18 protein-coding genes, 1 tRNA gene and 1 pseudogene are annotated in these 21,651 nt (G+C 69.8%); 6 read left to right on the top strand and 14 right to left on the bottom strand.

Features of this window, described 5'->3' with window-relative positions; genetic code table 11:
- Positions 1–8: 8 nt before the first annotated feature.
- Entirely contained in the window at positions 9–557 is a 549-nt protein-coding gene (locus OG589_RS02065; protein ID WP_405145612.1) for an EF-hand domain-containing protein, read from the bottom strand.
- Positions 558–721: 164 nt separating this feature from the next.
- On the opposite strand from OG589_RS02065, the gene OG589_RS02070 reads away from it, so the two are divergent.
- A tRNA-Ala gene (locus OG589_RS02070) sits at positions 722–794 on the top strand.
- A gap of 200 nt (positions 795–994) precedes the next feature.
- On the opposite strand, the gene nhaA is transcribed toward OG589_RS02070, so the two are convergent.
- The 6 genes from nhaA to OG589_RS02100 all read right to left on the bottom strand — a co-directional run bounded on the left by nhaA (position 995) and on the right by OG589_RS02100 (position 8,514).
- The gene (nhaA, locus tag OG589_RS02075) at positions 995–2,854 is read right to left on the bottom strand and encodes a Na+/H+ antiporter NhaA (protein ID WP_405145614.1); all 1,860 of its coding nucleotides are present in this window, start codon (positions 2,852–2,854) and stop codon (positions 995–997) included.
- Positions 2,855–2,857: 3 nt separating this feature from the next.
- Positions 2,858–3,616, bottom strand: coding sequence for an SDR family oxidoreductase (locus OG589_RS02080; protein WP_405145615.1), 759 nt, complete (start codon positions 3,614–3,616; stop codon positions 2,858–2,860).
- Positions 3,616–4,446 carry an SDR family NAD(P)-dependent oxidoreductase gene (locus OG589_RS02085; RefSeq protein ID WP_405145617.1) on the bottom strand — a complete coding sequence of 277 codons (831 nt, stop codon included), beginning with the start codon at positions 4,444–4,446 and terminating at the stop codon, positions 3,616–3,618. The genes OG589_RS02080 and OG589_RS02085 overlap by 1 nt, the downstream gene beginning before the upstream one ends.
- Positions 4,443–5,186 carry an SDR family NAD(P)-dependent oxidoreductase gene (locus tag OG589_RS02090; RefSeq protein WP_405145618.1) on the bottom strand — a complete coding sequence of 248 codons (744 nt, stop codon included), beginning with the start codon at positions 5,184–5,186 and terminating at the stop codon, positions 4,443–4,445. Before OG589_RS02090 ends, OG589_RS02085 begins: the two co-directional genes overlap by 4 nt.
- A gap of 424 nt (positions 5,187–5,610) precedes the next feature.
- A complete protein-coding gene (locus OG589_RS02095) occupies positions 5,611–7,503 on the bottom strand; it encodes a propionyl-CoA synthetase (protein WP_405145620.1) in 1,893 nt (630 codons plus the stop codon).
- An 81-nt stretch (positions 7,504–7,584) separates the two neighbouring features.
- Positions 7,585–8,514 carry a ScbA/BarX family gamma-butyrolactone biosynthesis protein gene (locus tag OG589_RS02100; RefSeq protein WP_405145622.1) on the bottom strand — a complete coding sequence of 310 codons (930 nt, stop codon included), beginning with the start codon at positions 8,512–8,514 and terminating at the stop codon, positions 7,585–7,587.
- A gap of 93 nt (positions 8,515–8,607) precedes the next feature.
- Between OG589_RS02100 and OG589_RS02105 the strand changes: the two genes are divergently transcribed.
- Entirely contained in the window at positions 8,608–9,228 is a 621-nt protein-coding gene (locus OG589_RS02105; protein WP_405145624.1) for a ScbR family autoregulator-binding transcription factor, read from the top strand.
- On the opposite strand, the gene OG589_RS02110 is transcribed toward OG589_RS02105, so the two are convergent.
- From OG589_RS02110 to OG589_RS02120, 3 genes are all read right to left on the bottom strand, one after another.
- Entirely contained in the window at positions 9,213–9,974 is a 762-nt protein-coding gene (locus tag OG589_RS02110) for a glucose 1-dehydrogenase (protein WP_405145626.1), read from the bottom strand. The two genes, OG589_RS02105 and OG589_RS02110, sit on opposite strands and share 16 nt — an antisense overlap.
- Positions 9,975–10,080: 106 nt before the next feature.
- On the bottom strand, positions 10,081–11,730 hold the full coding sequence (locus OG589_RS02115; protein WP_405145628.1) for an FAD-dependent oxidoreductase: 1,650 nt from the start codon (positions 11,728–11,730) through the stop codon (positions 10,081–10,083).
- Positions 11,727–11,999, bottom strand: a complete 273-nt coding sequence (locus OG589_RS02120; RefSeq protein ID WP_405145630.1) for a UBP-type zinc finger domain-containing protein — start codon at positions 11,997–11,999, stop codon at positions 11,727–11,729. Before OG589_RS02120 ends, OG589_RS02115 begins: the two co-directional genes overlap by 4 nt.
- Positions 12,000–12,199: 200 nt before the next feature.
- On the opposite strand from OG589_RS02120, the gene OG589_RS02125 reads away from it, so the two are divergent.
- Positions 12,200–13,699, top strand: a complete 1,500-nt coding sequence (locus OG589_RS02125; protein WP_405145632.1) for a sensor histidine kinase — start codon at positions 12,200–12,202, stop codon at positions 13,697–13,699.
- A 16-nt stretch (positions 13,700–13,715) separates the two neighbouring features.
- Here OG589_RS02125 and OG589_RS02130 read toward each other — a convergent pair.
- The 4 genes and pseudogenes from OG589_RS02130 to OG589_RS02145 all read right to left on the bottom strand — a co-directional run.
- Positions 13,716–14,978 (bottom strand): annotated as a pseudogene (locus OG589_RS02130) (low temperature requirement protein A); the annotation flags it as partial.
- Between the two features lie 10 nt (positions 14,979–14,988).
- On the bottom strand, positions 14,989–15,717 hold the full coding sequence (locus OG589_RS02135) for an SDR family oxidoreductase (RefSeq protein ID WP_405145634.1): 729 nt from the start codon (positions 15,715–15,717) through the stop codon (positions 14,989–14,991).
- A gap of 6 nt (positions 15,718–15,723) precedes the next feature.
- Positions 15,724–17,181 (bottom strand): GMC family oxidoreductase N-terminal domain-containing protein, encoded by a 1,458-nt coding sequence (locus OG589_RS02140; protein WP_405145636.1) that lies wholly within the window; start codon positions 17,179–17,181, stop codon positions 15,724–15,726.
- Entirely contained in the window at positions 17,168–18,208 is a 1,041-nt protein-coding gene (locus OG589_RS02145; protein ID WP_405145638.1) for an ankyrin repeat domain-containing protein, read from the bottom strand. The genes OG589_RS02140 and OG589_RS02145 overlap by 14 nt, the downstream gene beginning before the upstream one ends.
- Positions 18,209–18,484: 276 nt before the next feature.
- Here OG589_RS02145 and OG589_RS02150 point away from each other — a divergent pair, with 276 nt between their 5' ends.
- From OG589_RS02150 to OG589_RS02160, 3 genes are read left to right on the top strand one after another with little or no spacing between them, the layout of a single operon-like run.
- The gene (locus tag OG589_RS02150) at positions 18,485–19,195 is read left to right on the top strand and encodes an EthD domain-containing protein (protein WP_405145640.1); all 711 of its coding nucleotides are present in this window, start codon (positions 18,485–18,487) and stop codon (positions 19,193–19,195) included.
- Positions 19,192–20,016, top strand: a complete 825-nt coding sequence (locus tag OG589_RS02155) for a type 1 glutamine amidotransferase domain-containing protein (protein WP_405145642.1) — start codon at positions 19,192–19,194, stop codon at positions 20,014–20,016. Before OG589_RS02150 ends, OG589_RS02155 begins: the two co-directional genes overlap by 4 nt.
- Positions 20,017–20,023: 7 nt before the next feature.
- Positions 20,024–21,649 (top strand): thiamine pyrophosphate-binding protein, encoded by a 1,626-nt coding sequence (locus OG589_RS02160; protein WP_405145644.1) that lies wholly within the window; start codon positions 20,024–20,026, stop codon positions 21,647–21,649.
- Positions 21,650–21,651: the final 2 nt, after the last annotated feature.

The raw sequence follows: 21,651 nt of genomic DNA on the forward strand, positions 1-21,651 counted from the left end.
CGTGGGTGTCAGGACCGTCCGAGGATCGGGATGGCGGCCTTCCTCGGATCGTCGCTGAAGTAGAAGTCGTACATGGCCTGGGCGAACTCGTCCTTCGCGAGATGGCCGTCGCCGTCGGTGTCCAGGAGGATGAACGCCTCGCGCGCCTCTGCGGTCTCGACGTCGTACGCCGACCACAGGTGGAGGTACTCGCCCAGGCTGAGCTTCTCGTCGCCGTCGGCGTCGAGGGCGTCCCAGAGGGCGTCGGTGATGGGCCAGACGATGGCCACGATGAACGCCGTCCTGTCGAGCCTGGGGGAGACGGCGTACTCGACGTACCGCTGGCGGCTGACGCGGCCCTGGTCGTCGGTGCCCACCTCGGCCACGATGTTCTCCCAGACCTGGGTGTAGGCCTCGCGGAGGTGGGCGCGGGCCGGGGCGTCAGGGGAGAGGCCGAGGCGGTCGGCCAGCATGGGGCCGACGAGGTGCATGTCCTCCTTGTCGATGTAGCCGTCCTGGTTGACGTCGCTCGTGTCGAACGCGGATCCGGCGTTGAGCTCCTGGGGGCTCGGATGCATCTCGGCTCCTCGCAGGCGGTGACTTGGGGTGACTAATCGTTACCGAGCGTGAGCGCCGGTGTCAACGCGTGACCGGGAACCCCGGGCGGTTCGGCCCGCCCGGCGATGTCCGATACACTGGCGTGGCAACAAAAAGCGGCAGATGCTTGGCCGCGGTGTGACCTGGGGCTATGGCGCAGCTGGTAGCGCGCCTCCATGGCATGGAGGAGGTCTGGGGTTCGAATCCCCATAGCTCCACGCGAATTTGATGGCTCGTGGTTGTTGCCCCTTTGGGGCACCTGCCACGGGCCATTTCGCGTTTGCGTACACGGGGGACGCCCCCCGAACCCTCGGATGCGAAGGGGCTTTCGCCCCCTCACTGGTGGTACCCACATCGTCCCGGAGGTCTCAGCTGTTCACAACGTCCCGGGGAAGAACAACTAGGACCTGCGGCACCATCAACCGGCGACTTTCTGTACAGCAGCATCCCTGGCGTTGGCGACCGCCGCGTTCACCGAGCTGGCATCGATTGATCCTTCATAGCGAACGTTGTCGATGAAGTAGGTTGGCGCTTCGTTGAGATGCATCATCTCGGCGTCCTGGAGGTCTTCCTCGACACGCTGCGCGGTGGCAGCATCACCCGAGTCCTCCTCGAACCTCCGCAGGTTCAGGCCCGCCGCGGCGGCGGCGCGGCGAATCTGCCGTTCGGTCTCGATGGGTGCTTCGCGGAGGAGTTCGTCGCGCATCTCCCAGAATCGTCCCTGAAGCGCGGCCGCCTCGTTGGCGATCGCGGCCGAGCGCCCCAGAGGTTGCTCGAGCGGCAGGTGACGGAAGGAGTAGACGACGTCGCCGCCGAACCGGCCCTCCATCTCCTGGCGCATCTCGCCTGAGCCTGGGGAGTACGGGGTGGCGTAGTTGCCGTACTCGACGACGGCGATCACTGCGCTGGTCGAGTCACCCAGAACGGGGTCGCGTGCCGGGTCGAGTGCTCTGACGAGGCGATCCCGGTGTGGGGAGCGTCTGCGTTCGCGGGCGCTCACGATGCTGAAGGTGATCGCGCCAAGAGCGGCGGCAATGACGGTGGCTGCGATCACTCCGATCTGCGCGCGGCTGACGTCCACGGGGTCGTCGAAGGCTAGCTCGGTGACGAAGAGGGAGATAGTGAACCCCATGCCGGCGAGCATGCTGACACCGAGGATGTGGGACATGTGCACCGCTGGGCCGAGCGAGCCGGGCCTAACCCGGGTGACGATCCAGGTGGAGACCATGATGGCGACGATCTTGCCAACGACCAGGCCGATGAGGATTCCCCAGGTAAGGGTTGAGGTGAACGCGTCGGCCAGGGATTCACCTGTGATTCTTACGCCTGCGTTGGCGAGGGCGAACATCGGCAGTATGAGCCAGGTGATATACGGGATAAGTGCGCGATGTGCGCGTTCGTTGATCGAGATCGCCCTCGCGAGCGAGTTCTCGGCCGTGCGTGCGTAGCCTGCCGTCGGCGACATCTGGAAGGCACGCATGTGGTCTCGGGCCCTGCGCAGGTCGTCGAATCCCGTGGCGAAAATCGGCAGCAGCAGGGCGATCGCGACTCCGGCCAGCGTGGCGTGCACGCCTGACAGGTAAAGCCCCACCCAGACCATGATCGAGGGCAGCAGGTACAACGCACCCCGCCACACCCCGAGGAACCGCATCACCGCAATCACCGCGAGACCCGCGGCCGCGAGGAGCAGCGGCAGGGGGTTGAAGTGGTCGGTGTATGCGAATGCGATGACGCCGAGCGCGCCGACGTCATCGGCGACCGCGAGGGTCACCAGGAAGATCCGCAGTTGGGGCGGCATTCCCCGCCCGACGAGGGCGAGCATGCCGAGCACGAAGGCCGTGTCGGTGGAGACGACGACGCCCCATCCTCCAACCGCATCGCTGCCCCAGGTCACCCCGACATAGACCAGTGCCGGGATGACAAGACCGGCGACGGCGGCGATGACAGGCACGCTCGCCCGTCGCCAGTCGCGCAGCTCACCCAGCTCGATCTCGCGGCGCACCTCGAGCGTGACGTGCGCAAAGAAGACGGCCATCACGGCGTCGTTGATCCAGTGCTGCAGGCTCAGCTCAAACCTGAAGCCGCCGAGCTCGAAACCGAGTGGCAGATGCCAGAACGTCTGGTAGCTGTACCCCGGAAGGTTCGCCCACACGAGGGCGGCGATAGTGGCCGTGATCAGGACGGACGCGCCGCGCAGCGCCTCGGGGCTGCGCGCCAGGCGCGAGATGAAGCCGCGAATCCGCGCCGGCGATTCGGTTGCCATAGCGGTGGTGGTCATCCGTCATGCCGTTTCGGTCGGTAGGAGGAGGACTTCAGCCAGATTCGCTGTTGCGGGGAGTGCGGCCGCGAGCGTCACGACTGCGGCGATCGCGTCAGGTGTCACCGCGGAAACAGCTCGGGCGTTCTGCTCATCGTGTCCCGGTTGGTGTTGGTCGGTCTTGTCGACAGCGAAACCGGGCTCGACAATGTGCACGCGCATCCCGTGCGGCCCGTATTCGTGACGCAGCGCCCGTGCAAGCTGTTTGATCGCCGCCGACAGGGCATTGAACACCGCGAACCGGGGAGCGCGGACATCGGTGCTGACGGCGCCGATAAGTACGATATCGGCGGAGAGCCCGCGGTCAGCGCTCTCGAGCAGCGGTGCAGCGAAGGTCTGGGAAGCGTGAAGCAGCCCCCGGAGGTTCACGTCGATCATCTCGGCCCAGTCGGCCGGAACACCGTCGCTGAACGCTGAGCCAGTGATCACTCCGGACGACACGACCAGCAGGTCGATGTGGCCGAAGCGGGTGATCGCGGCGGCCCGGGCGTCGTCGACCTCGAGCTGGGAGGTGACATCAGCGATCGTCCAGAGCAGTCGGTCTCCCCCGCCGAGCTCACGCTGGAGGGCATCCAACCGGTCGGCACCCCGGCCGACCATGACCACGCTCGCGCCCGCCTTAAGCAGGTCGCGGCAGATGGCTCGCCCGATCCACCCGGTCGCCCCGAAGACGACGGCAACCCGACCACCGAGGATGTTGCTGGTCGCACTCTGCTCGCCCATCAGACACGCCCCAGAGCCGCGAACGGCAGGAGCCGGTCCCAGTAGAGAGCAGCCAGCTGCTCCTGGTTTGCGGGGTCGGTTGCGTCCGCGCTTGGTGGGATCACTTGATCGCCCTCAAGGTATGAGCCAGAGGGCACATCGGCAGCCGCAGCGAAGAGGACCCTCGCAGCACCCTGGGTGGGCGGACCGCCGATCCGACCCATCATTGCAGCGCTGAGCGGCGTGTCGTTCAAACCCGGGCAGAGCGCCACCACGCTGACCGGCATCGACCCGAGCTCCTCCGCAAGTAGCGCAGACCATGTCACCATCGCAAGTTTTGCCCGTGCATACGCGGCGACCGGCGAATAGCCGTGCCCAAGATCGATGTCATCGAAATCGAACTGCTCAACACGGTGCGCGGACGATCCCACATTGACGATTCGCGCGTTCTTGGCGAGGGACGGGACGAGCAGGCGGGTCAGGAGTGCGGGAGCGAGCGCGTTGACCTGCAGCGTCCGCTCGAACCCGTCCTGGGTCAGGATCCGTTGCAGCGCGCCGGGGACACCCGCGTCGTTGATCAGCAGGTCGATGGCGGGAGCGAGGGTCTTGATCGAGCGTGCCGCGTCGACGACCTCGGAGAGATAAGTGAAGTCGGCAGAGATGTAGTGGACATCGGCTGGACCGTGACCACGAATGCGCGCGAGAACTTCGCCGACAGCTTCTTCCGGCTCAGGGCCGAGAACGATCAGCGTTCCGGAGATCGCTGCCAGCCGTTGGGCGGTAGCTTCGCCGATCCCGCTCGTAGCCCCGGTAAGCACAACGGTCCCGAACCGCGGCATGACGGTTCTCACAGCGCGTATCCTCCTGCGACCTGGATGTCCTGTCCCGTGATCCATGCGGAATCATCCGAGACAAGGAACGCGATGACCTTGCCAATGTCCGCCGGCTCACCCAAGCGTCCGAGGGCGGTCTTGGCGGCGATCCCATCGATGATCTCCGGGTACTTCTCGAACGCGTCGTCGCCGATGCGGGTGCGAGTCGGCCCGGGAGCGATCGAATTCACCCGAATGCCCCGAGGACTAAGTTCCTTCGCGAGGAACCGAGTCGCAATCACCAGTCCACCCTTCATCGCCGCGTAGCCGGAATAGCCGGACTCGGTATCACCGGGTCGCACCGAGCTGCTCGAGGTGCTGACAATCGAGCCACCGTCATGGATCAGCGGCAGGAGAGCCTGCGTGAGGAAGTACGGCCCCCGCAGGAGCACGCGGTAGTACTGGTCGAACGCATCCTCGCTCATGTCCTCGAACGCGAGGCCGCCTCCGAAGCCGGCGTTGTTGACGAGCGAGTGGATCTTGTCGGTGGCCCACTCCTCATCGAGAACTCGTACCAACTCTTCCTTGAAGGCAGGGAACGAGTCGCTCCGTGCAATGTCGAGCGGCAAAGCGACCGCGCTGCCGCCACTGTCCCGGACCATCGAGACCGTCTCCTCAGCCCCCTCGGGCCGGGAGTTGTACGTCACAACCACTCCACCACCGCGTGCAGCGATCTCGATGGCGGCGCTGCGCCCGATGCCGGCGCTAGCGCCGGTCACAACGGATATTGTTGAATTCACTGTCTGAATGTTCACCTATTCAGACAAACGCAACGGCGCCCGAGGGTGTTAGGGCAGTTCACTCGAATCCTTGCCTAATCCACCCATCCTTGCCAGAATCCGTGCCACAGGCCTCTCGCACTGGCTAACCTCGATCTTTCATGAGTGGGCTCTGGTCGCGTAGCGACCAGAGCCGACCTTGTTTTCGCGGGTGTCCATGCTCGCGGCCCGACTGTCGCGTCGGGTGGCGGGGTTCCACGGGCCCGGGTGGTCTCCTACCAGGGGTTGTCGGGACGGGTTGGTGCTGGTCAAGGCGCTGGAAGGGTTTGCAGGCGGAGTTCGAGTAAGAGATCGCTAGCTCCACATCTTCACGTTCCACCCCGATGCCGCCTCCAGCAGGCGGCATCGGGCTTTTCTCCCCCGATCACACGCGGGATCTGAGCACCGGGCGCAGCAGGTCGAGCACGGCGGCGTCCTCGATCGTGGAGGGGACCGGTTCGTCGGCGCCGTCGGCGATGCCGCGCATGGTCTTGCGGAGGATCTTCCCCGACCGCGTCTTGGGCAGCCCCGGCACGATGTCGACCCGCTTCAGGCTCGCCACCGCGCCGACCTGCTCGCGGACGAGACGCACCAGCTCGTCGCGCAGCGTGCCGGGGTCGGCGTCGACGCCGCTCTTGAGCACCACCAGCCCGCGTGGCACCTGCCCCTTCAGCTCGTCGGCGACGCCGATCACCGCGCACTCGGCCACGGCCGGATGGCCCGCCAGCACGGCCTCCATCGACCCGGTGGACAGGCGGTGCCCGGCCACGTTGATGACGTCGTCGGTGCGGCCCATGACGAACAGGTAGCCGTCCTCGTCGACGTGGCCGCCGTCGCCGGTCAGGTAGTGGCCGGGGTAGGCCGACAGGTAGGAGGCGACATAGCGCTCGTCGTCCTGCCAGAGCGTGGGGAGCGTGCCCGGCGGGAGCGGCAGGCGAAGGCAGATCGCGCCCTCCTCGCCCGGGGCGCAGGGCTCGCCGTCCGGATCGAGCACCCGCACGTCGTACCCCGGCACAGGGACCGTGGGAGAGCCGGGCTTGATCGGCATGGGGGCGAGGCCGCGCAGGTTGGCGGCCACCGGCCAGCCGGTCTCGGTCTGCCACCAGTGGTCCACCACGGGCACGCCGAGCTTCTCCGTGGCCCAGTGGTAGGTGTCCGGATCGAGCCGCTCGCCGGCCAGGAACAACGTCCTGAGCGATGAAATATCGTATTTCGCGAGCAGGGCCGCCGACGGGTCCTCCTTCTTGATCGCCCGGAACGCCGTGGGCGCGGTGAACAGCGCGTTCACGCCGTGGTCGGCGATCACCCGCCAGAAGGCCCCGGCGTCCGGCGTGCCCACCGGCTTGCCCTCGTAGAGGATCGTCGTCGCGCCGAGGAGCAGCGGGCCGTACACGATGTAGGAGTGCCCGACCACCCAGCCGACGTCAGAGGCCGCCCAGAACACCTCGCCCGGCGCGGTGTCGTAGACGTTGCGCATGCTCCACAGCAGCGCGACCGCGTGGCCGCCGTTGTCGCGCACCACGCCCTTCGGCTTCCCCGTGGTGCCGCTGGTGTACAGGATGTAGAGCGGGTCGGTGGCCGCGACCGGCACGCACCCGGCGGGCTCCGCGGCTGCCATCGCCTCGTGCCAGTCGAGGTCGCGGCCGGGCACCAGCGTCGCCGGCGCCTGCTCGCGCCGCAGGATCACGCAGCTGCCCGGCTTGTGCTCGGCGAGGTCGAGCGCACTGTCGAGCATCGGCTTGTACTCGACGATCCTCGACGGCTCGATGCCGCAGGAGGCGGACACGACGACCGCCGGCCGGGCGTCGTCGATGCGCATGGCCAGCTCGCGAGGGGCGAAGCCGCCGAACACCACCGAGTGGACGGCCCCGAGGCGGGCGCAGGCCAGCATGGCGACCACGGCCTCCGGCACCATCGGCATGTAGACGACCACCCGGTCGCCCCTGCCGACGCCGAGCCCCCTGAGCACCCCGGCGAACAGCGCCACCTCCGCCAGCAGTTCCGCGTAGGTGTACGTGCGCACCGTGCCGGTGACGGGGCTGTCGTAGACCAGGGCGGCCTGGTCGCCGCGTCCGCCGTCCACGTGCCGGTCGAGCGCGTTGTGGCAGGTGTTGAGCTCACCGCCGGTGAACCACCGGTAGAAGGGCGCGCTCGAGGAGTCCAGCACCTTGCCGGGGGCACGGTGCCAGCTCACGTCCTCGGCGGCGTCCCCCCAGAAGCCGTCGGGATCGGTGATGGCGTTCGCGAAGACGTCCGCGTACGACTCCGGGTGTGACATGGTCACCTGCCTGTCAGTCGGTCGACGACCGCCATCATGACGCGCCGGGCCGGAGAACGACAGGGGGAGGCGACCGGACGGTCAGATCGGTCGTGCGAAGACCAGGCCGGTGGCGGCGGTGGTGCCGTACTGCTCGACGGAGACCCGCACCGGCACGTCGCCCGACGGCAGCGGCTCCTCGGCGTGCGCGTGGACGAGGGCGGGGTCCCCGAGCTCCACGTAGCGGTTGAAGGACGCGTACAGCTTCGGGGATGTGACGGGCGAGGGCTGCGCGAGCAGCCGGGTCGCCTGGCGCATGGCCTCCATGAGGGCCATGCCGGGCACGTGGTCGACCTTGTGGTCGAAGAGCACCGGGTGGGCGGGGTCCACCCGCAGCAGCCAGGTGTCGTCGAGCCCGGCGGGCGCCAGCACGACGTCCTCGGGACGGTCGCGGCCGACCAGCTCGGGGGTGACCGGTTCGGGGAGCGGGGCGGGCGCGGGCGGACGTATGGGACGGGTGGCGGCGCGCAGCCGGTCGTAGGCCGCACGGGACACGCAGTCGAAGCTCCCCTCGCCCATGCCGACCAGCTCGCCGTCGCGGTAGAGGTCCACGTGGCCGCGCAGGCCGGCCAGGTGCCTGCCCCGGTGGCGCACCTCGCTGCGCGTGAAGCGGAGCACCAGGTCGGTGGGGCCAGGGCCGATCGTCAGGTCCCCGAGGTCGGCCTCGTAGGACAGCTCCCACAGCAGGAACTGGTGGCCGATCGGGCAGTCCAGCTCGGCGTGGCTCACCACGAGACCCGCCTGCCTGATCGTCTCGGCGATCAGCAGGGGATCGTGCCTCCCGGCGACCGGCCGGTAGAAGCTGTGCGTGCGGGGCCACTGCGCTGCGAGGATGGAGGTCTTGTCGTCGAGGGACCGCCAGCCGGTGATCATCACCTCGGACACCGCCGCGCGGTGCACCAGGTGGCGGGAGACCGGCTGCTCGAAGAACGCGGGGCCGAGCGACAAGTCGAATGCTTGGTGCGTCGTCATGGCTATTTACCTCTTCAGATTCCCTGCCTTTGAGGCAACGCGGGGCATAGGATACCGACCGAGCGGTTTTTTTTGGGAGGAACACCATTCGTCATGGCTAAACAGGCACGAGCGCTCGCGACCAGGCAACGGGTCCTGGAGGGCGCGGCAGAGGTGTTCGAGGAGCACGGCTACGCGGCCACCACGATGGCCCAGATCCTCGAACGTTGCGGGGTGACGAAGGGGGCGCTGTACTTCCACTTCGGCTCCAAGGAGAAGCTCGCGAGGGCGATTCTCGACGCCGACGAGAAGCTGCTGGCCTCTCTGGTGTCGGTCGACCGCTCACCCCTCCAGGTGGTCATCGACGCCAGCCACGGGTTCGCGAGGGAGCTCCAGAAGAACGTCATCGCCAGGGCCAGCGTGCGGTTGGCGATCGAGCACGGGACCTTTTCAAGGGCTGAGTTCACCACCCATGTGATGTGGCAGGACGGTGCCAGGGACCTCCTGGCCAGGGCGCGGCAGCAGGGCGACCTGCTGCCCGATATCGAGATCGACGCGGTGGCCGAGACGGTGATCGCGGCCTTCACGGGGGCCCAGATCGTCTCGCAGGCCGTGTCGGGCCGGCGCGATCTGCGCAACAGGCTCACGAACTTCTGGAAACTGCTGCTGCCGGGGATCGTGCCGGCCGACCGCGTCGGCCGCTTCGATCCCGCGGGCACCTATATCAACGTGTAGCCGCCGTCCACGGGCAGGGTCACGCCGGTCACGAAGGACGCCCGGTCGCTCACGAGCCACGCCGCCGCCTCGGCGACCTCCTCCGGCTCCGCGGTCCTGCCCTGGGGGGTGACCGCGTGCAGCAGGTCCTCGATGCCGGGCTGCAGGGCGAACCAGGCCTCGATCATCTCCGACCTGGTGGTGCCCGGCGCGATCGCGTTGACGCGGATGCCCTGCTTGGCGTACTCCGCCGCCGCCGCCTTCGTCAGCCCGACGACCGCGTGCTTCGAGATGACGTACGGCGCCGCCACCGGCGTCGCGACCAGGCCGCCGACGCTGCTGGTGTTCACGATCGCGCCGCCGCCGCCGGCCAGCATCTCGGCGATCTCCCGGCGCGTGCAGTACCAGACGCCGCGCAGGTTGACGTCCACGATCGCGTCGAAGACGGCGTCGTCCATCAGGTGCATGGGCGCCTGCTCGGCTCCGAGTCCGGCGTTGTTGAAGGCCACGTCGAGCCGCCCGAACCTCTGGACGGTGCCGGAGACCGCGCGGTCGACGTCTTCCGGGCGGGTCACGTCGGCCACCGTGTACGCGGCCTCGAACCCCTTTCCCGTCAATTCGTCGACCAGATCGCTCAATTCCCGCTCGCGTCTCGCCGTGACCATGACCGCGGCCCCCTCACGGGCGAATACCCGTGCCGCCGCGGCTCCGATGCCGCTGCTCGCCCCGGTGATTAGGGCGACCTTTCCTGATAATATTCCCCACATGTCTATATTGTCGCCATGTCCGGGGCTGATGGCAATGGCGTGGAATGTATAAATCATGTGAATTCTTGAATAATGGCGTTTCGAAGGGATTTGGCTTTTTAGGGGATTATGTACTGGCGCGATAACGGTGCATGAGTGCCACGGCCATGGCTCCCTCGCCTACTCCCGACGCGACCCGCTTGACCGAACGGGCGCGCACGTCGCCCGCCGCGAACACGCCGGGCACGCTCGTCTCCAGAAGGTACGGCGCGCGCGAAAGGTCCCAGCTCGCGGGCGGCACGTCCGGCCCGGTCACCACGAACCCGTGGTCGTCGCGCTCCACCGCGCCGTCCAGCCACGCCGTGCGCGGCCGGGCGCCGATGAAGGTGAAGACGAACCCGGCCGGCTCCTCGGTGGTCTCGCCCGTGCGGACGTCGGCGAGCCTGATGCGCTCCAGGCGCTCCTCCCCGGCGAGCTCCACGACGCGCGTGCCCAGGCGCACCTCGATGACGGGCGTCCTGCGGATCTCGTCCACGAGGTACTGCGACATCCCCGCCTCCAGGGAGGCGGCCCTGATCAGCATGGTGACCTTGCTCGCGTAGTTCGCGAAGTGCAGGGCCGCCTGCCCGGCCGAGTTGGCGCCCCCGATGACGTAGACGTGCTGGGAGATGCACGACTGGCTCTCGGTCGTGGCGGCGCCGTAGTAGAGCCCCGCGCCCGCGAAGCGGTCGGCGCCGGGGACGTCCAGGCGGTTGTAGGAGACCCCCATGGACAGCAGCACCACCTCCGCGCTGATCTCGGTGCCGTCGGCCAGCGTGATGACGCGCGCCGGGTCGGCCCTTCGCAGGCCCGTCACCTCGACGGGGTACAGCAGCTCGGCGCCGAACCTGCGCACCTGCGAGACGGCCCTGCGGGCGAGGTCGCGCCCGGAGAGCCCCGCGGGGAAGCCCAGGTAGTTCTCGATGAGGCTGGAGGTGCCCGCCTGCCCGCCGGGGACGTCGAAGTCCACCAGCAGGGTGGAGAGCCCCTCGGAGGCCGAGTAGACCCCGGCCGCCAGCCCCGCGGGGCCCGCGCCGATGATGACGGTCTCGTAGTGAGGGCGTGAAGCCGTCCCGGACAGCCCGAGGCGCTCGGCGAGCTGCGAGCTGCTCGGCGCCGACAGGTGGTCGCCCTCGGGGAACAGCACCAGCGGCAGGGAGTCCGTACGCCCCTCGGCCAGCCGCGCGGCCTCGGGATCCACGTCGATGTCCAGGAACTGGAACGGCTGCTCGTTGCGGGTGAGGAAGTCCCTGACCGCGTGGGTCGCCGGGGAGACCAGGAACCCGACGACCTTGATGCCCTGGTAGGCGGGCCGGTAGGAGGCCAGCCAGTCGGACAGCAGGTCGTCGAGCACCGGGAACAGGCGCTCCTCGGGAGGGTCCCAGGGCTTCATCAGGTAGTGGTGGAGCCTGACCCGGTTGATCGCCGTGATGGCGGCGTCGGTGTCGGCGTACGCGGTGAGGAGCACGCGTCTGGCGTCGGGGAACCTCGCCCCGGCCTCCAGCAGGAAGTCCACGCCGGTCATCTCCGGCATCCGCTGGTCGACCATGAAGAGGGCGGGGTCGTCGCCGCGCTCGTCGAGCGCGTCGAGGATGCCGAGGGCCTCCTTGCCCGACGAGGCGCCGAGCACCCGGTAGCGGCTGGAGTAGGCGGAGCGCAGGTCGCGCCTGACCGCCCTCAGCACCTGCGGATCGTCGTCCACGGCGAGGATCACCGGCCTGCCGGTCTCGTCACTCAATTCTCGATGACCTCCTCGTCCACGTAGCACCACGCCCAGGTCTCGCCGGGCTCTGCCGAGGCGGCGATCGGATGGCCGCTGGCGCGATGATGCTTGGTCGCGTGCCGTCCGCGTGAGGAGTCGCAGCATCCGACGTGCCCGCAGCTGAGGCACTCTCTGAGGTGCACCCAGCGCTGCCCGAGCGCCAGGCACTCCTGGCACCCGTCGGAAGTGGCCGACACCCTGCGGATCTGGTCAACGTGCGAGCATTGGGCCACAGCGGCCTCCATGTCCGGGAAGTTGCACAGGCCAAGTGATCCAAAGCGTAAGCACGCGAGCACGAATGCGAACGCGGACCTGATTAAGTACGGCGAATAAGGCTCTCGGGCACCTCGCGTCCCCGCACACCCGACAAAGTGCCGCCGGACTCTTTGACCTCCCGCCCGGCCGGTGTAACGCTCCCTTCACCCGGCGTGAGAGGAGCCCATCCATGGGTGACACAGGCGTGCTCCCGGAGGAGTTGCGAGCGCATCCGCTCTTCCACGGACTTTCCGACGACCAGTACGGCTGGCTCTCGGCGGCCGCCCGCTCCCGCGAGCTGGCCGACGGCGAGGTGCTGTTCACCGAGGGGGCTCCGGCGAGATTCTTCGTCGTGCTCCTCGAAGGCGAGCTGCTCATCTCCAAGGTGGTCGACGACCGTGAGGAGGTGCTCGCCCGGCACTCGACCCGGCCGGACGCCGAGACCCGCGCCTCCCTCGCCCACACCTTCACCGGCGAGCTGTGCGTGCTCGCGGGCGACGCCTACCTCGCCACGGCCACCTCCGTCGGGGACAGCCGCGTCGCGCTCTACGAACGCGACGCCTTCCTGCAAATGCTCGTGCGCACCCCGAGGGTGTCCGAGCTGGTCATCCCCGTGCTCGCGCTCCGCGCCCAGGACATGATCGTCAGCGCCGGGCGCCGCTCGACGCTGGCCTCGCTCGGCACCCTGGCGGCGGGCATCGCCCACGAGCTGAACAACCCCGTGGCCGCGGTCACCCGCGCCATCGGCGAGCTGGACGACGCCGTGGCCGAGCTGGAGGAGGCGGCCGAGACCTGGGGCGAGACGGCCACAGCGGAGGAACGTGAGGCCGTACGGGCCGCCCAGCGCGACTGGCTGGCCCGCGCGCGTGGCACGGGGCCGGGCGACGCGCTCGGCATGAGCCAGATGGAGGAACGGCTCCAGGACTGGGCGGAGGACCACGGCCTGGACGACGGGGCCTCCTTCGCCGAACTGCTGGTGGAGCGCGGCCTCGACGTCGGCTGGCTGGAGGACCTCACCGGGCGCCTGCGGCCCGACCGCGTGCCCGCCGCGCTGCGCTACCTGTCGGAGAGCCTGCGGGTGCGCTCATCCGCCGTGGACGTACGCGACGCCGGCACCCGGGTCTCGGCGATCGTGAAGAACACCAAGGAGTACACCAACCTCGACCGCGCCCCCGAGTCGGACGTCGACGTGCGCGAGGGGCTGGAGGCGACGCTCGCGATGCTGCGCCCGCAGCTCGCGGGCGTCACCGTGGTCCGCGACTACGCCCAGCCGCTGCCCCGCATCCCCGGGTATCCCACCGAGCTCAACCAGGTGTGGACCAACCTCATCGACAACGCCGCGGGCGCGATGGCGGGCGGCGGGCAGCTCAGGATCAGCGCGCGCGGCGAGGGCAGCTGCGTGGTCGTCGAGGTCGCCGACACCGGCCCGGGCATCGACCCCGTGGTGCTCCCGCGCGTGTTCGAGCCGTTCTTCACGACCAAGGACATCGGCGCGGGCACCGGGCTCGGCCTGCACCTGACCCACCGCATCGTGACCAGGCGTCACCGGGGGTCGATCACGGTTCGCTCGCGGCCCGGGGATACCCGCTTCCTGGTGAGGCTGCCAGGCCGGGCTGCGGATGAGACGCGAGGGCAGGAGGCCTGCCAGGCCCCTCCCGTCGCGACCGGTGCCGGATCTCCGCCCAGGTGAGCAGCACGAGGACGCCCGCCAGGGACGCGGTCACCGCGAGCCCGGAAAGGGCCGGGGACGCCGCGCCCAGCGCCAGGGCGCTCACCGCGGCTGCGACGCGGGCGGCGACCAGCCGCCTGCTGAGCGGGCGGCGGATCACCAGGTGCGCCGCGGTCGTCGCGAGCAGGAAGGCGGCGGCCCCACCGGCCAGCGCGAGCCCCGCGCCGGCCGGGAGGTGGTCGTCGGAGGCGTGCTCGATGAGGACCTCGGAGCCGACCGCCGTGGAGGCGAGCCCGGCGAAGATGAGCAGGTGGCCGTAGCCGTAGGCGAACCCGCGCACGAGAGTGGAGCGCCCGCTGGTCAGCGCGTGGATGATGACGCCGTGGTCGACGTGCTCGAAGTACACCCACCACAGGCACGCGGCGATCACGAAGGCGAAGAACGCCACCGGGAACGCGGCGGGGGTCCAGCCGGTGCCCCGCGCCCCCCACGCGACCGCGAGCACCGACTCGCCCAGCACGATGAGCGTGAAAAGGCCGAGCCGTTCGGGCAGGTGGGAGGCGTGCGCGGGCGGCGAGCGCACGATCAGATAGGCCAGGAACGGCGTGGCGATCTCGACCACCAGCGCCAGCGCCCACAGGGCCATGTGCCAGGGCGGCGAGACGAGCACCGAGATCAGCCACAGGGCCCCGCCGCACCCGAACCCGGCCACGTAAATGCCGCAGAGCTGGCGGAGCGCGGCGTTCTGCACCGCGCTCGCCGGCTCGCCTCCGGCGTCCGCACTCGGGCTCCCGGCCGCGCCGTGCGGAGGCGGACGGTCGGTGACGGCGCCGGTGACGGCGACGGCGACGGGGACGGGGACGGGGACGTCCTGCGACGCCGCGCGCCGCGCGTAGCCGTACAGGGCGACCAGGATGGCCTGGAGCGCGGCGTTGGCCAGCGCGAAGCCGTGCGGGCCGCCGAGGCCGGCCCCGGTGGAGGGGCCGACCGCGACGCCGATGGTTCCCGCGAGCATGAGCGAGCCGAACATGCCGGCCAGAAGGGCGATCCTGAAGTGCGCCGCGTCCGTCTCGAACAGGTCGGCGTAGTAGGCGAAGCTCATCCAGACCCACCAGACCGGGACGAACAGCGCCAGAAAGATCAGGAACCCATGGGCGGTCAGGTCTCCGCGCAGCGTGCGGGCCAGCTCGGAGACCGCGACGACGAAGACCAGGTCGAAGAAGAGCTCCAGCCAGGACGCGTGGGTCTCCTTGGTGGAGCCCGCCAGGTGGCGCAGCCTGGGTGAGTGTGCGGTGCTCACGGACCTCCTACTAGACGCTGAGTTCTGCGGGTACGTGGCCCGTGGGCATGTCGATCACGCGGAGCACGGCGCCGGCGACGTCCTCGGGGCGGAGCATCGAGGACCTCGGCGCCCAGGAGCGCGCCCAGTCTGCCATCGGCGTGTCCACAAGTCCCGGACATACCGCACAGGCCCCCACACCCTCGCCGCGCAGCTCCTGGTGCAGGGCCGCGGTGAAACCGACCACCCCGAACTTGGCCGCGCAGTAGAGGGAGAACCCCGGGTCCGCCCGCTTGCCGGAGACCGAGGCGATGTTGGCGATCAGGGGCCGCCCGCCGTCGCGCGCGGCCTTGCGCAGGTAGGGCAGGGCCGCCTGGCAGAACATGATGGTGGCGCGGAGGTCGATGTCCAGCACCTCGGCCACGGTGGCCTCGGTGTAGGAGTCCAGGGGGCCGGCCGCCAGCACGCCGGCGCTGTTGACCAGCACGTCCAGCCGCCCCCATCGCTCGATGTGGGCGGCCACGGCCGCCTGCGCGGACCCCGGCTTCGCGACGTCGGCCACCACGCCGTGGACGGCCGGGCCGCCGGAACCGCGCCCGGCGGCCCCGCCGCCGAGCCGGTCCACGGCCTTGCCCAGCCTGCCCGCGTCACGTCCGAGCACGGTGACCTCGGACCCGCGCGCGACCAGGGCCGTGGCCACCGCCAGGCCGATGCCGCTGGAACCCCCGGTGACCAGGGCCGCCTGCCTTGGAGACGTCATCGGTGACTATCCCTCCACGATGTCGGGGACGATGGCCGCCATCGCCCGTTCTGCGAGCGCGCCGATGGTGAGCGCGGGGTTGGTGCAGGCGGCGCTGCCGCCGGGGACGAGCGCGCCGTCGACGACGTAGAGCCCCGGGTAGCCGTTCACCCGGCCGTACTCGTCGGTCGCGACGCCGATGGGCACGCCGCCGCACGGGTGGCCCGTGGTGCCGGCGTCGATGGCCTCTATCTTTCCGGTGCCGAGCCTCTCGAACGTCGAGCGCGCCCCGTCGGCGATGGCCGTGACCTCGGGGTCGTCGGCGGGCCAGGAGAGCTTCACCGAGTCGGTGCGGCCGTCGTAGCCGAACGTGCCCTTGGGCGGGCCGAGGCCCATGCCGATGAGGCCCATGAAGCCCTCGGGCATCCCGGCCTGCGGCACGGGCATGGCGGCCATGGCGATGGGGGCCACGGGGTTGTCGAGGTCCTCAAGGACGGCGCCGGCCGGGCCGCCCTCGCTGGGGCCGGTTGGCGGCAGGCCGCTCCTGATGATCACCAGGTCGCCGTTGGCGCCCCACTGGGTGCCGACGGCGTCGGACAGCTTGGGGAGCACGCCGGTCTCGCGGGCGCGGACCAGCAGCCGCGTGGTGGCGACCGATCCGGCGGCCAGGAAGAGGTGCCGGGTGTGGATCTCCCGGCGCGCCAGCACGCGGCCGTTGTCGTCGATCTCGTTGAAGGCCACCACGTAGCCCGTGCCGTTCTCGCGCACGTCGGTGACGACGTGCAGCGGCAGCACCTCGACGTTGCCCGTGGCCTCGGCCCGCGCCAGGTAGGTGCGGTCGAGGCTGCGCTTGGCGCCGCTGCTGGAGCCGTACCAGACCTGGCCGGCGATCAGCGACGGGGGAATGGTGCCGTCGAGCTCGGCGCGGATGACGTCCCAGTCGAGCCCGAGGTCGAACAGCCGCGCAGGGATGCCGGCGGCGGCGGCGGCCTCGTCCAGCAGCACCCGCTGGCCACGGTAGTGCTCGTGGGCGAGCACGTCGGCCGGCATCTGGGACACCCCGACGGCCTCGCGGACCTTGGGGTACCACACGTCGTCCAGCTCGTCGTAGTCGAGCCAGGAGGGGAACACGCGGGCGAACAGGTCGCGCCGCGGCTGGTAGAGCACCGTGTTGTACACCAGGGAGCCGCCGCCGACGCCCGCGCCCGCGAGGACGTCGATGCCGTCGCCCTTGACGCGTTCGAGCACGCCCGCGTACACGTCGATGGGCAGCCCCTCCTGCGCCGGGGCCACGGTGACCGGGCTGAGCCAGGCGGCCCGTCCGTCCGGGGCGTCGTAGGTGGCGAAGGTGTCGTGGGCGTCGGTGACGGGCCAGCGCCGCCCGCGCTCCATCACGAGCGTCTGGACGCCCGCCTCCCCGAGCCGCAGCGCGGCGATCGCGCCGCCGAACCCGCTGCCGACGACGAGTGCGTCAGTTTCCTTCATGGCCGCCTCCCGCGATGAGCAGGGTCACTTCGTGGTCGCCGCCCAGCACCTCTTCCGCGAGGTCCCGGGGGGTCTTGCCGTCGTGCCCGACCAGGTCCAGCGGTGCCCCGGCCTCGACCAGGACGCGGGCGCAGTCGGCGTAGCCGTGCCAGAGGGAGTCGTGCAGGGGGCTGTAGCCGTTGGTGGCGCCCTGGAACCCGAGGTCGATGCCCGGCCGCTCGACGAGCATCCGGGTGATCTCGACGTGCCCGTTGTAGACGGCCTTGTGCAGCGGAACGGCGCCGAACGTCGGCTCGATCGCGTTGACGTCGGCGCCGGCCGCGAGCAGGGTCCCGACGATCTCGGTGTGCCCGTCGCGGCACGCCACCAGCAGCGCGGTGTGCGCGTCGTTGAACCCGTTGACGACGGGCCAGCGCATGTCGACGGGGAACCCGTCGGCGACCAGCTCGCGCACGGCCGCCGCGTCGCCCGCGGTGACGGCGTTCATGAGGGCGTGGCCGCTCGCCGTCGCGTCGTCGGACTCCTGCCGGGCCCGCAGCAGCTTGTCGGACTCGACGAGCCGCTCCTTGCCGAAGGTGTTGACGTTCAGCTCGTACTCGAAGTGCTCCTTCAGCGAGAAGCCGTAGTGGGTGGAGAGGTTCAGGCCGGCGCCCCTGTCGAGGAGCACCTCGACGATCTCGGGGAACTTGAACCAGAGAGCGTCCATCAGCGGGGTGTGGCCGGTCGTCGCGGCGACCGAGTCCACGAAGGCCCCGGCGTCCAGCAGGTCGCGGATCACTTCGGCGCTTCCGCCCTGGCAGGCCTTGTGCAGGGCGGTCGCGCCGGCCTTGGCGTCGGTCGTGAAGACGTCGGCCCCCGCGGCGAGCAGTGCTCGTACGGCGGGCGCGTCGGCGCGGCCTGAAGCGATCATGAGAACGGTCAGCCCGGTGTCCGGGTCGCGCTCGCTGGGATCGGCGCCCGCCCGAAGCAGGTCGCGGATCTCGTCGATGGCACCGCGGCGCACCGCGGCGGTCAGCTCGCCTTTCATGTGCCACCTTTCGGTCAGGCATCCGTTGAGGTGGACAGTAGGACGCGACGGTGCCGCTGGCCATGATCCCGGCTTATTCCCCAGGCACTTTGTCAGATGGCGCGGGGCGCCGCGAACCGCCCGAGGATAAGCGGATATTTCCGGAATGCCATGCGACTTGACTTAAATGCCGGATTAAAGAGCCGAAGTCGAGAAGTAGCCGCATCTCCTTTGACGGTCTCCGAATTCCGCTGCGATGCTCAATTCCAAGATCCCCTCCGGAAAAAGGGAGATTCCATGATCCATCAGTTCATCCTGGCCGCCCCGAAGCCGGGCATGACCGCTGAGGAGTTCCAGGACTACTGGGTGCACGTGCACGCGGTGAAGTTCGCCGCCAAGATCCCGCAGATCCGGCGCTACCTGATCGACTCGCGGGTGCCGTTCGACGGCGACCGCGGCACCCCGGCGCTCCCGCACCAGGGGATGGCGGAGATCTGGCTGGCCAACGAGGAGGAGCAGCTCGCCTCGCTGCAGACCGAGGAGTTCCTCCAGGGCGCCAGGCTCGACGAGCCCAACTGGGCCGCCTTCTGGATGACCATCGTGCTCGACACCGACGCGCACGAGATCGTGCCCGGCCCGCCGCTCACCGAGGCGCGCCCCTCCTGGGTCAAGCTGACGACCCTGATCAAGCGCAGGCCCGGGCTCTCGCTAGACGACTACCGCAAGCAGACCCTCGGCAACTACGCCCCCGCGGTCAGCGGCCTGCCGGGGCTCCGCCGCCACCTGCACGCCCACACCAGGGATGGGTTCTACACCTTCGGCGAGGCGGGCTTCGACAGCGTCGAGCAGATCTGGTTCGACGACGTCGACGCCCTTGGCGAGGCGCTGGCCTCGCCGTACTACGCCGAACGGGTCAAGCCGGCGCTGGACGCCGTCGCCGACCCCGCGCACGTGTTCTCGCTGGCTTCCAGGGAGGACTGGATCATCGGCCCGCAGGAGAAGCCATGAGCAGGAAGATTCTGGTCGTTCTGTCCGAGCACGGCTACTGGGGCGAGGAACTGCTCGGCCCGCTCACCCAATTCGACCAGCGAGGCTACGAGGTGGTCTTCGCGACCCCCACCGGGCGGCGGGCGCACGCGCTGCCGCCCAGCATGGCCCCCGACTACGTCGACCCGCCGCTCGGCCGCTCGGTCACCTCTCCCGAGGTCGCCAAGCTGACCCGTGAGCTGGACGAGTCCGACCGGCTGGACAACCCCCTGGACATCTCCAGGTGGCTGCCCGAGCGCCCGTACACCGCCGACCCCGGCTACCTGCGCGGCCTTGAGGCCTACCACCGGGCGGTGGCGGCGGTGGAGGCCGAGATCGCGGACTACGACGCGATCCTGATCGTCGGCGGCAGCGGCCCCATCGTCGACCTGGCCAACAACGAGCGGGTCCACGCGCTGATCCTGTCGTTCCTGCGCGCCGGCAAGCCGGTGGCCGCCGAGTGCTATGGCGTGGCCTGCCTGGCGTTCGCGCGCGAGTGGGAGGACCGCAAGAGCATCATCTGGGGCAAGCACGTCACCGGCCACTGCAAGGAGTACGACTACAAGGACGGCACGGGCTTCCTCGGCACGGACTTCGTGATGGGGCCGCCGCCGTACCCGCTGGAGTACATCCTGCGCGACGCCACCGGGCCCGAGGGCCGCTACCACGGCAACTTCGGCAAGGAGACCTCGGTCATCGTCGACTACCCGTTCATCACGGGCCGCTCGACCCCCGACTCGTTCCTCACCGGGCAGAAGATCGTGGAGACCCTCGAAGACGGCCTGCGCCGGTTCGGCTGGTGAGACGGACGTGACCAGACGAGGCAACGAGGCGATCATCGAGCAGTTCCTCGCCGACGGCATGACGCACATGTTCGGCAACCCCGGCACCGTCGAGCAGGGCTTCCTCGACGCGCTGGAGAAGTACGACGCCTTCCGCTACATCCTGACCCTGCAGGAGACGGTCGCCGTCGGCATCGCCGACGGGTACGCCCGCGCCACCGGCGGCCCCGCGCTCGTCCAGCTGCACAGCGGCGTCGGCCTCGGCAACGGGATCGGCATGCTGTACCAGGCCAAGCGCGGTCACACGCCGCTCGTCGTGGTCGCCGGCGAGTCCGGCGTCCGCTACGAGGCGATGGACGGCCAGATGGCGGCCGACCTGGTAGCCATGGCCCGTCCCGTCACCAAGTACGCCACCCGGGTGACCGACCCCTCGTCGGTGCTGCGCGTGCTCCGCCGCGCCGTCAAGATCGCCATGACGCCGCCGCGCGGCCCGGTCTTCGTCTCCCTCCCGCTAGACGTGCTCGACCAGCCCAACGACGAGCCGGTCCTGCCGTCCACGCTGCCGCACACGGCGGTGACGCCGGTCCACGAGCTGATCAGCTCGGCGGCGTCGCTGCTCGGGGGCGCCGAGGCGCCGCTCGTGCTGATGGGCGACGGCGTCGCCGCCTCCGGCGCCCAGGAGGAGCTCACCCGCGTGGCCGAGCTGCTGGGCGCCGACGTGTGGGGGGTGGAGCTGTCCGAGATGTGCTTCGACGGCCGCCACCCGCTGTTCAGGGGCCAGCTCGGCCACATGTTCGGCGAGGTCAGCAGGGCCGTGGTGGCGAAGGCCGACGCGGTCCTGGTCGTCGGCACCTACCTGTTCCCCGAGGTCTTCCCCGACCTCGTCTCGCCCTTCAGGCCGGACGCCAGGATCGTCCACGTCGACCTGAACGCCTACGAGATCGCCAAGAACCACCCGGTGACGCTCGGCCTGGTCGCCGACCCGAAGGCCACGCTGGCCGCGCTCGAAGGCGAGCTGCGCCGGTCGATGACCCCGGGAGAACGCGAGGCGGGGGCCCTGCGGCTCCGGCGGAGCGCCGAGCGGCCGCGCCAGGAGCCGGAGGACGAGTCCCTGCTCGCCGCCTTCGCCCGGCAGATCGCCTTGCGGGCCCCCGAGGACGTGATGATCTTCGACGAGGGGCTGACCGCCGCCGGCGTGCTCGGCACCTACCTGCCGCCGAGGCTGCCGGGCCACTGGTTCCAGACCCGCGGCGGCTCGCTCGGCGTCGGGATCCCCGGCGCGATCGGGATCAAGCTCGCCCATCCCGAGAAGACCGTCATCGGCTTCACCGGTGACGGGGGAAGCATGTACACCATCCAGGCGCTGGCCACCGCGGTCCGCGAGGGCGTCGGCGCCAAGTTCGTCGTCTGCAACAACCGCGGCTACCGGCTGCTCGACCTCAACATCGAGCAGTACTGGCGCGAGCGGGAGATCCCCGCCCACTCCTTCCCCCGCTCCTTCGACCTCGCTTACCCCGACCTCGGCTTCGTCGACATCGCCCGCGGGCTCGGCGTCGAGGCCCTGCGCGTGGAGAAGCACAGCCAGGTGGAAGAGGCGGTCGAGCGGCTGCTGCTGGACGACAGGCCCTTCCTCATCGACCTCATCACGGAGTGACC

The organism is Sphaerisporangium sp. NBC_01403 (genome assembly GCF_045040145.1).
GTDB lineage: Bacteria > Actinomycetota > Actinomycetes > Streptosporangiales > Streptosporangiaceae > Sphaerisporangium > Sphaerisporangium viridialbum.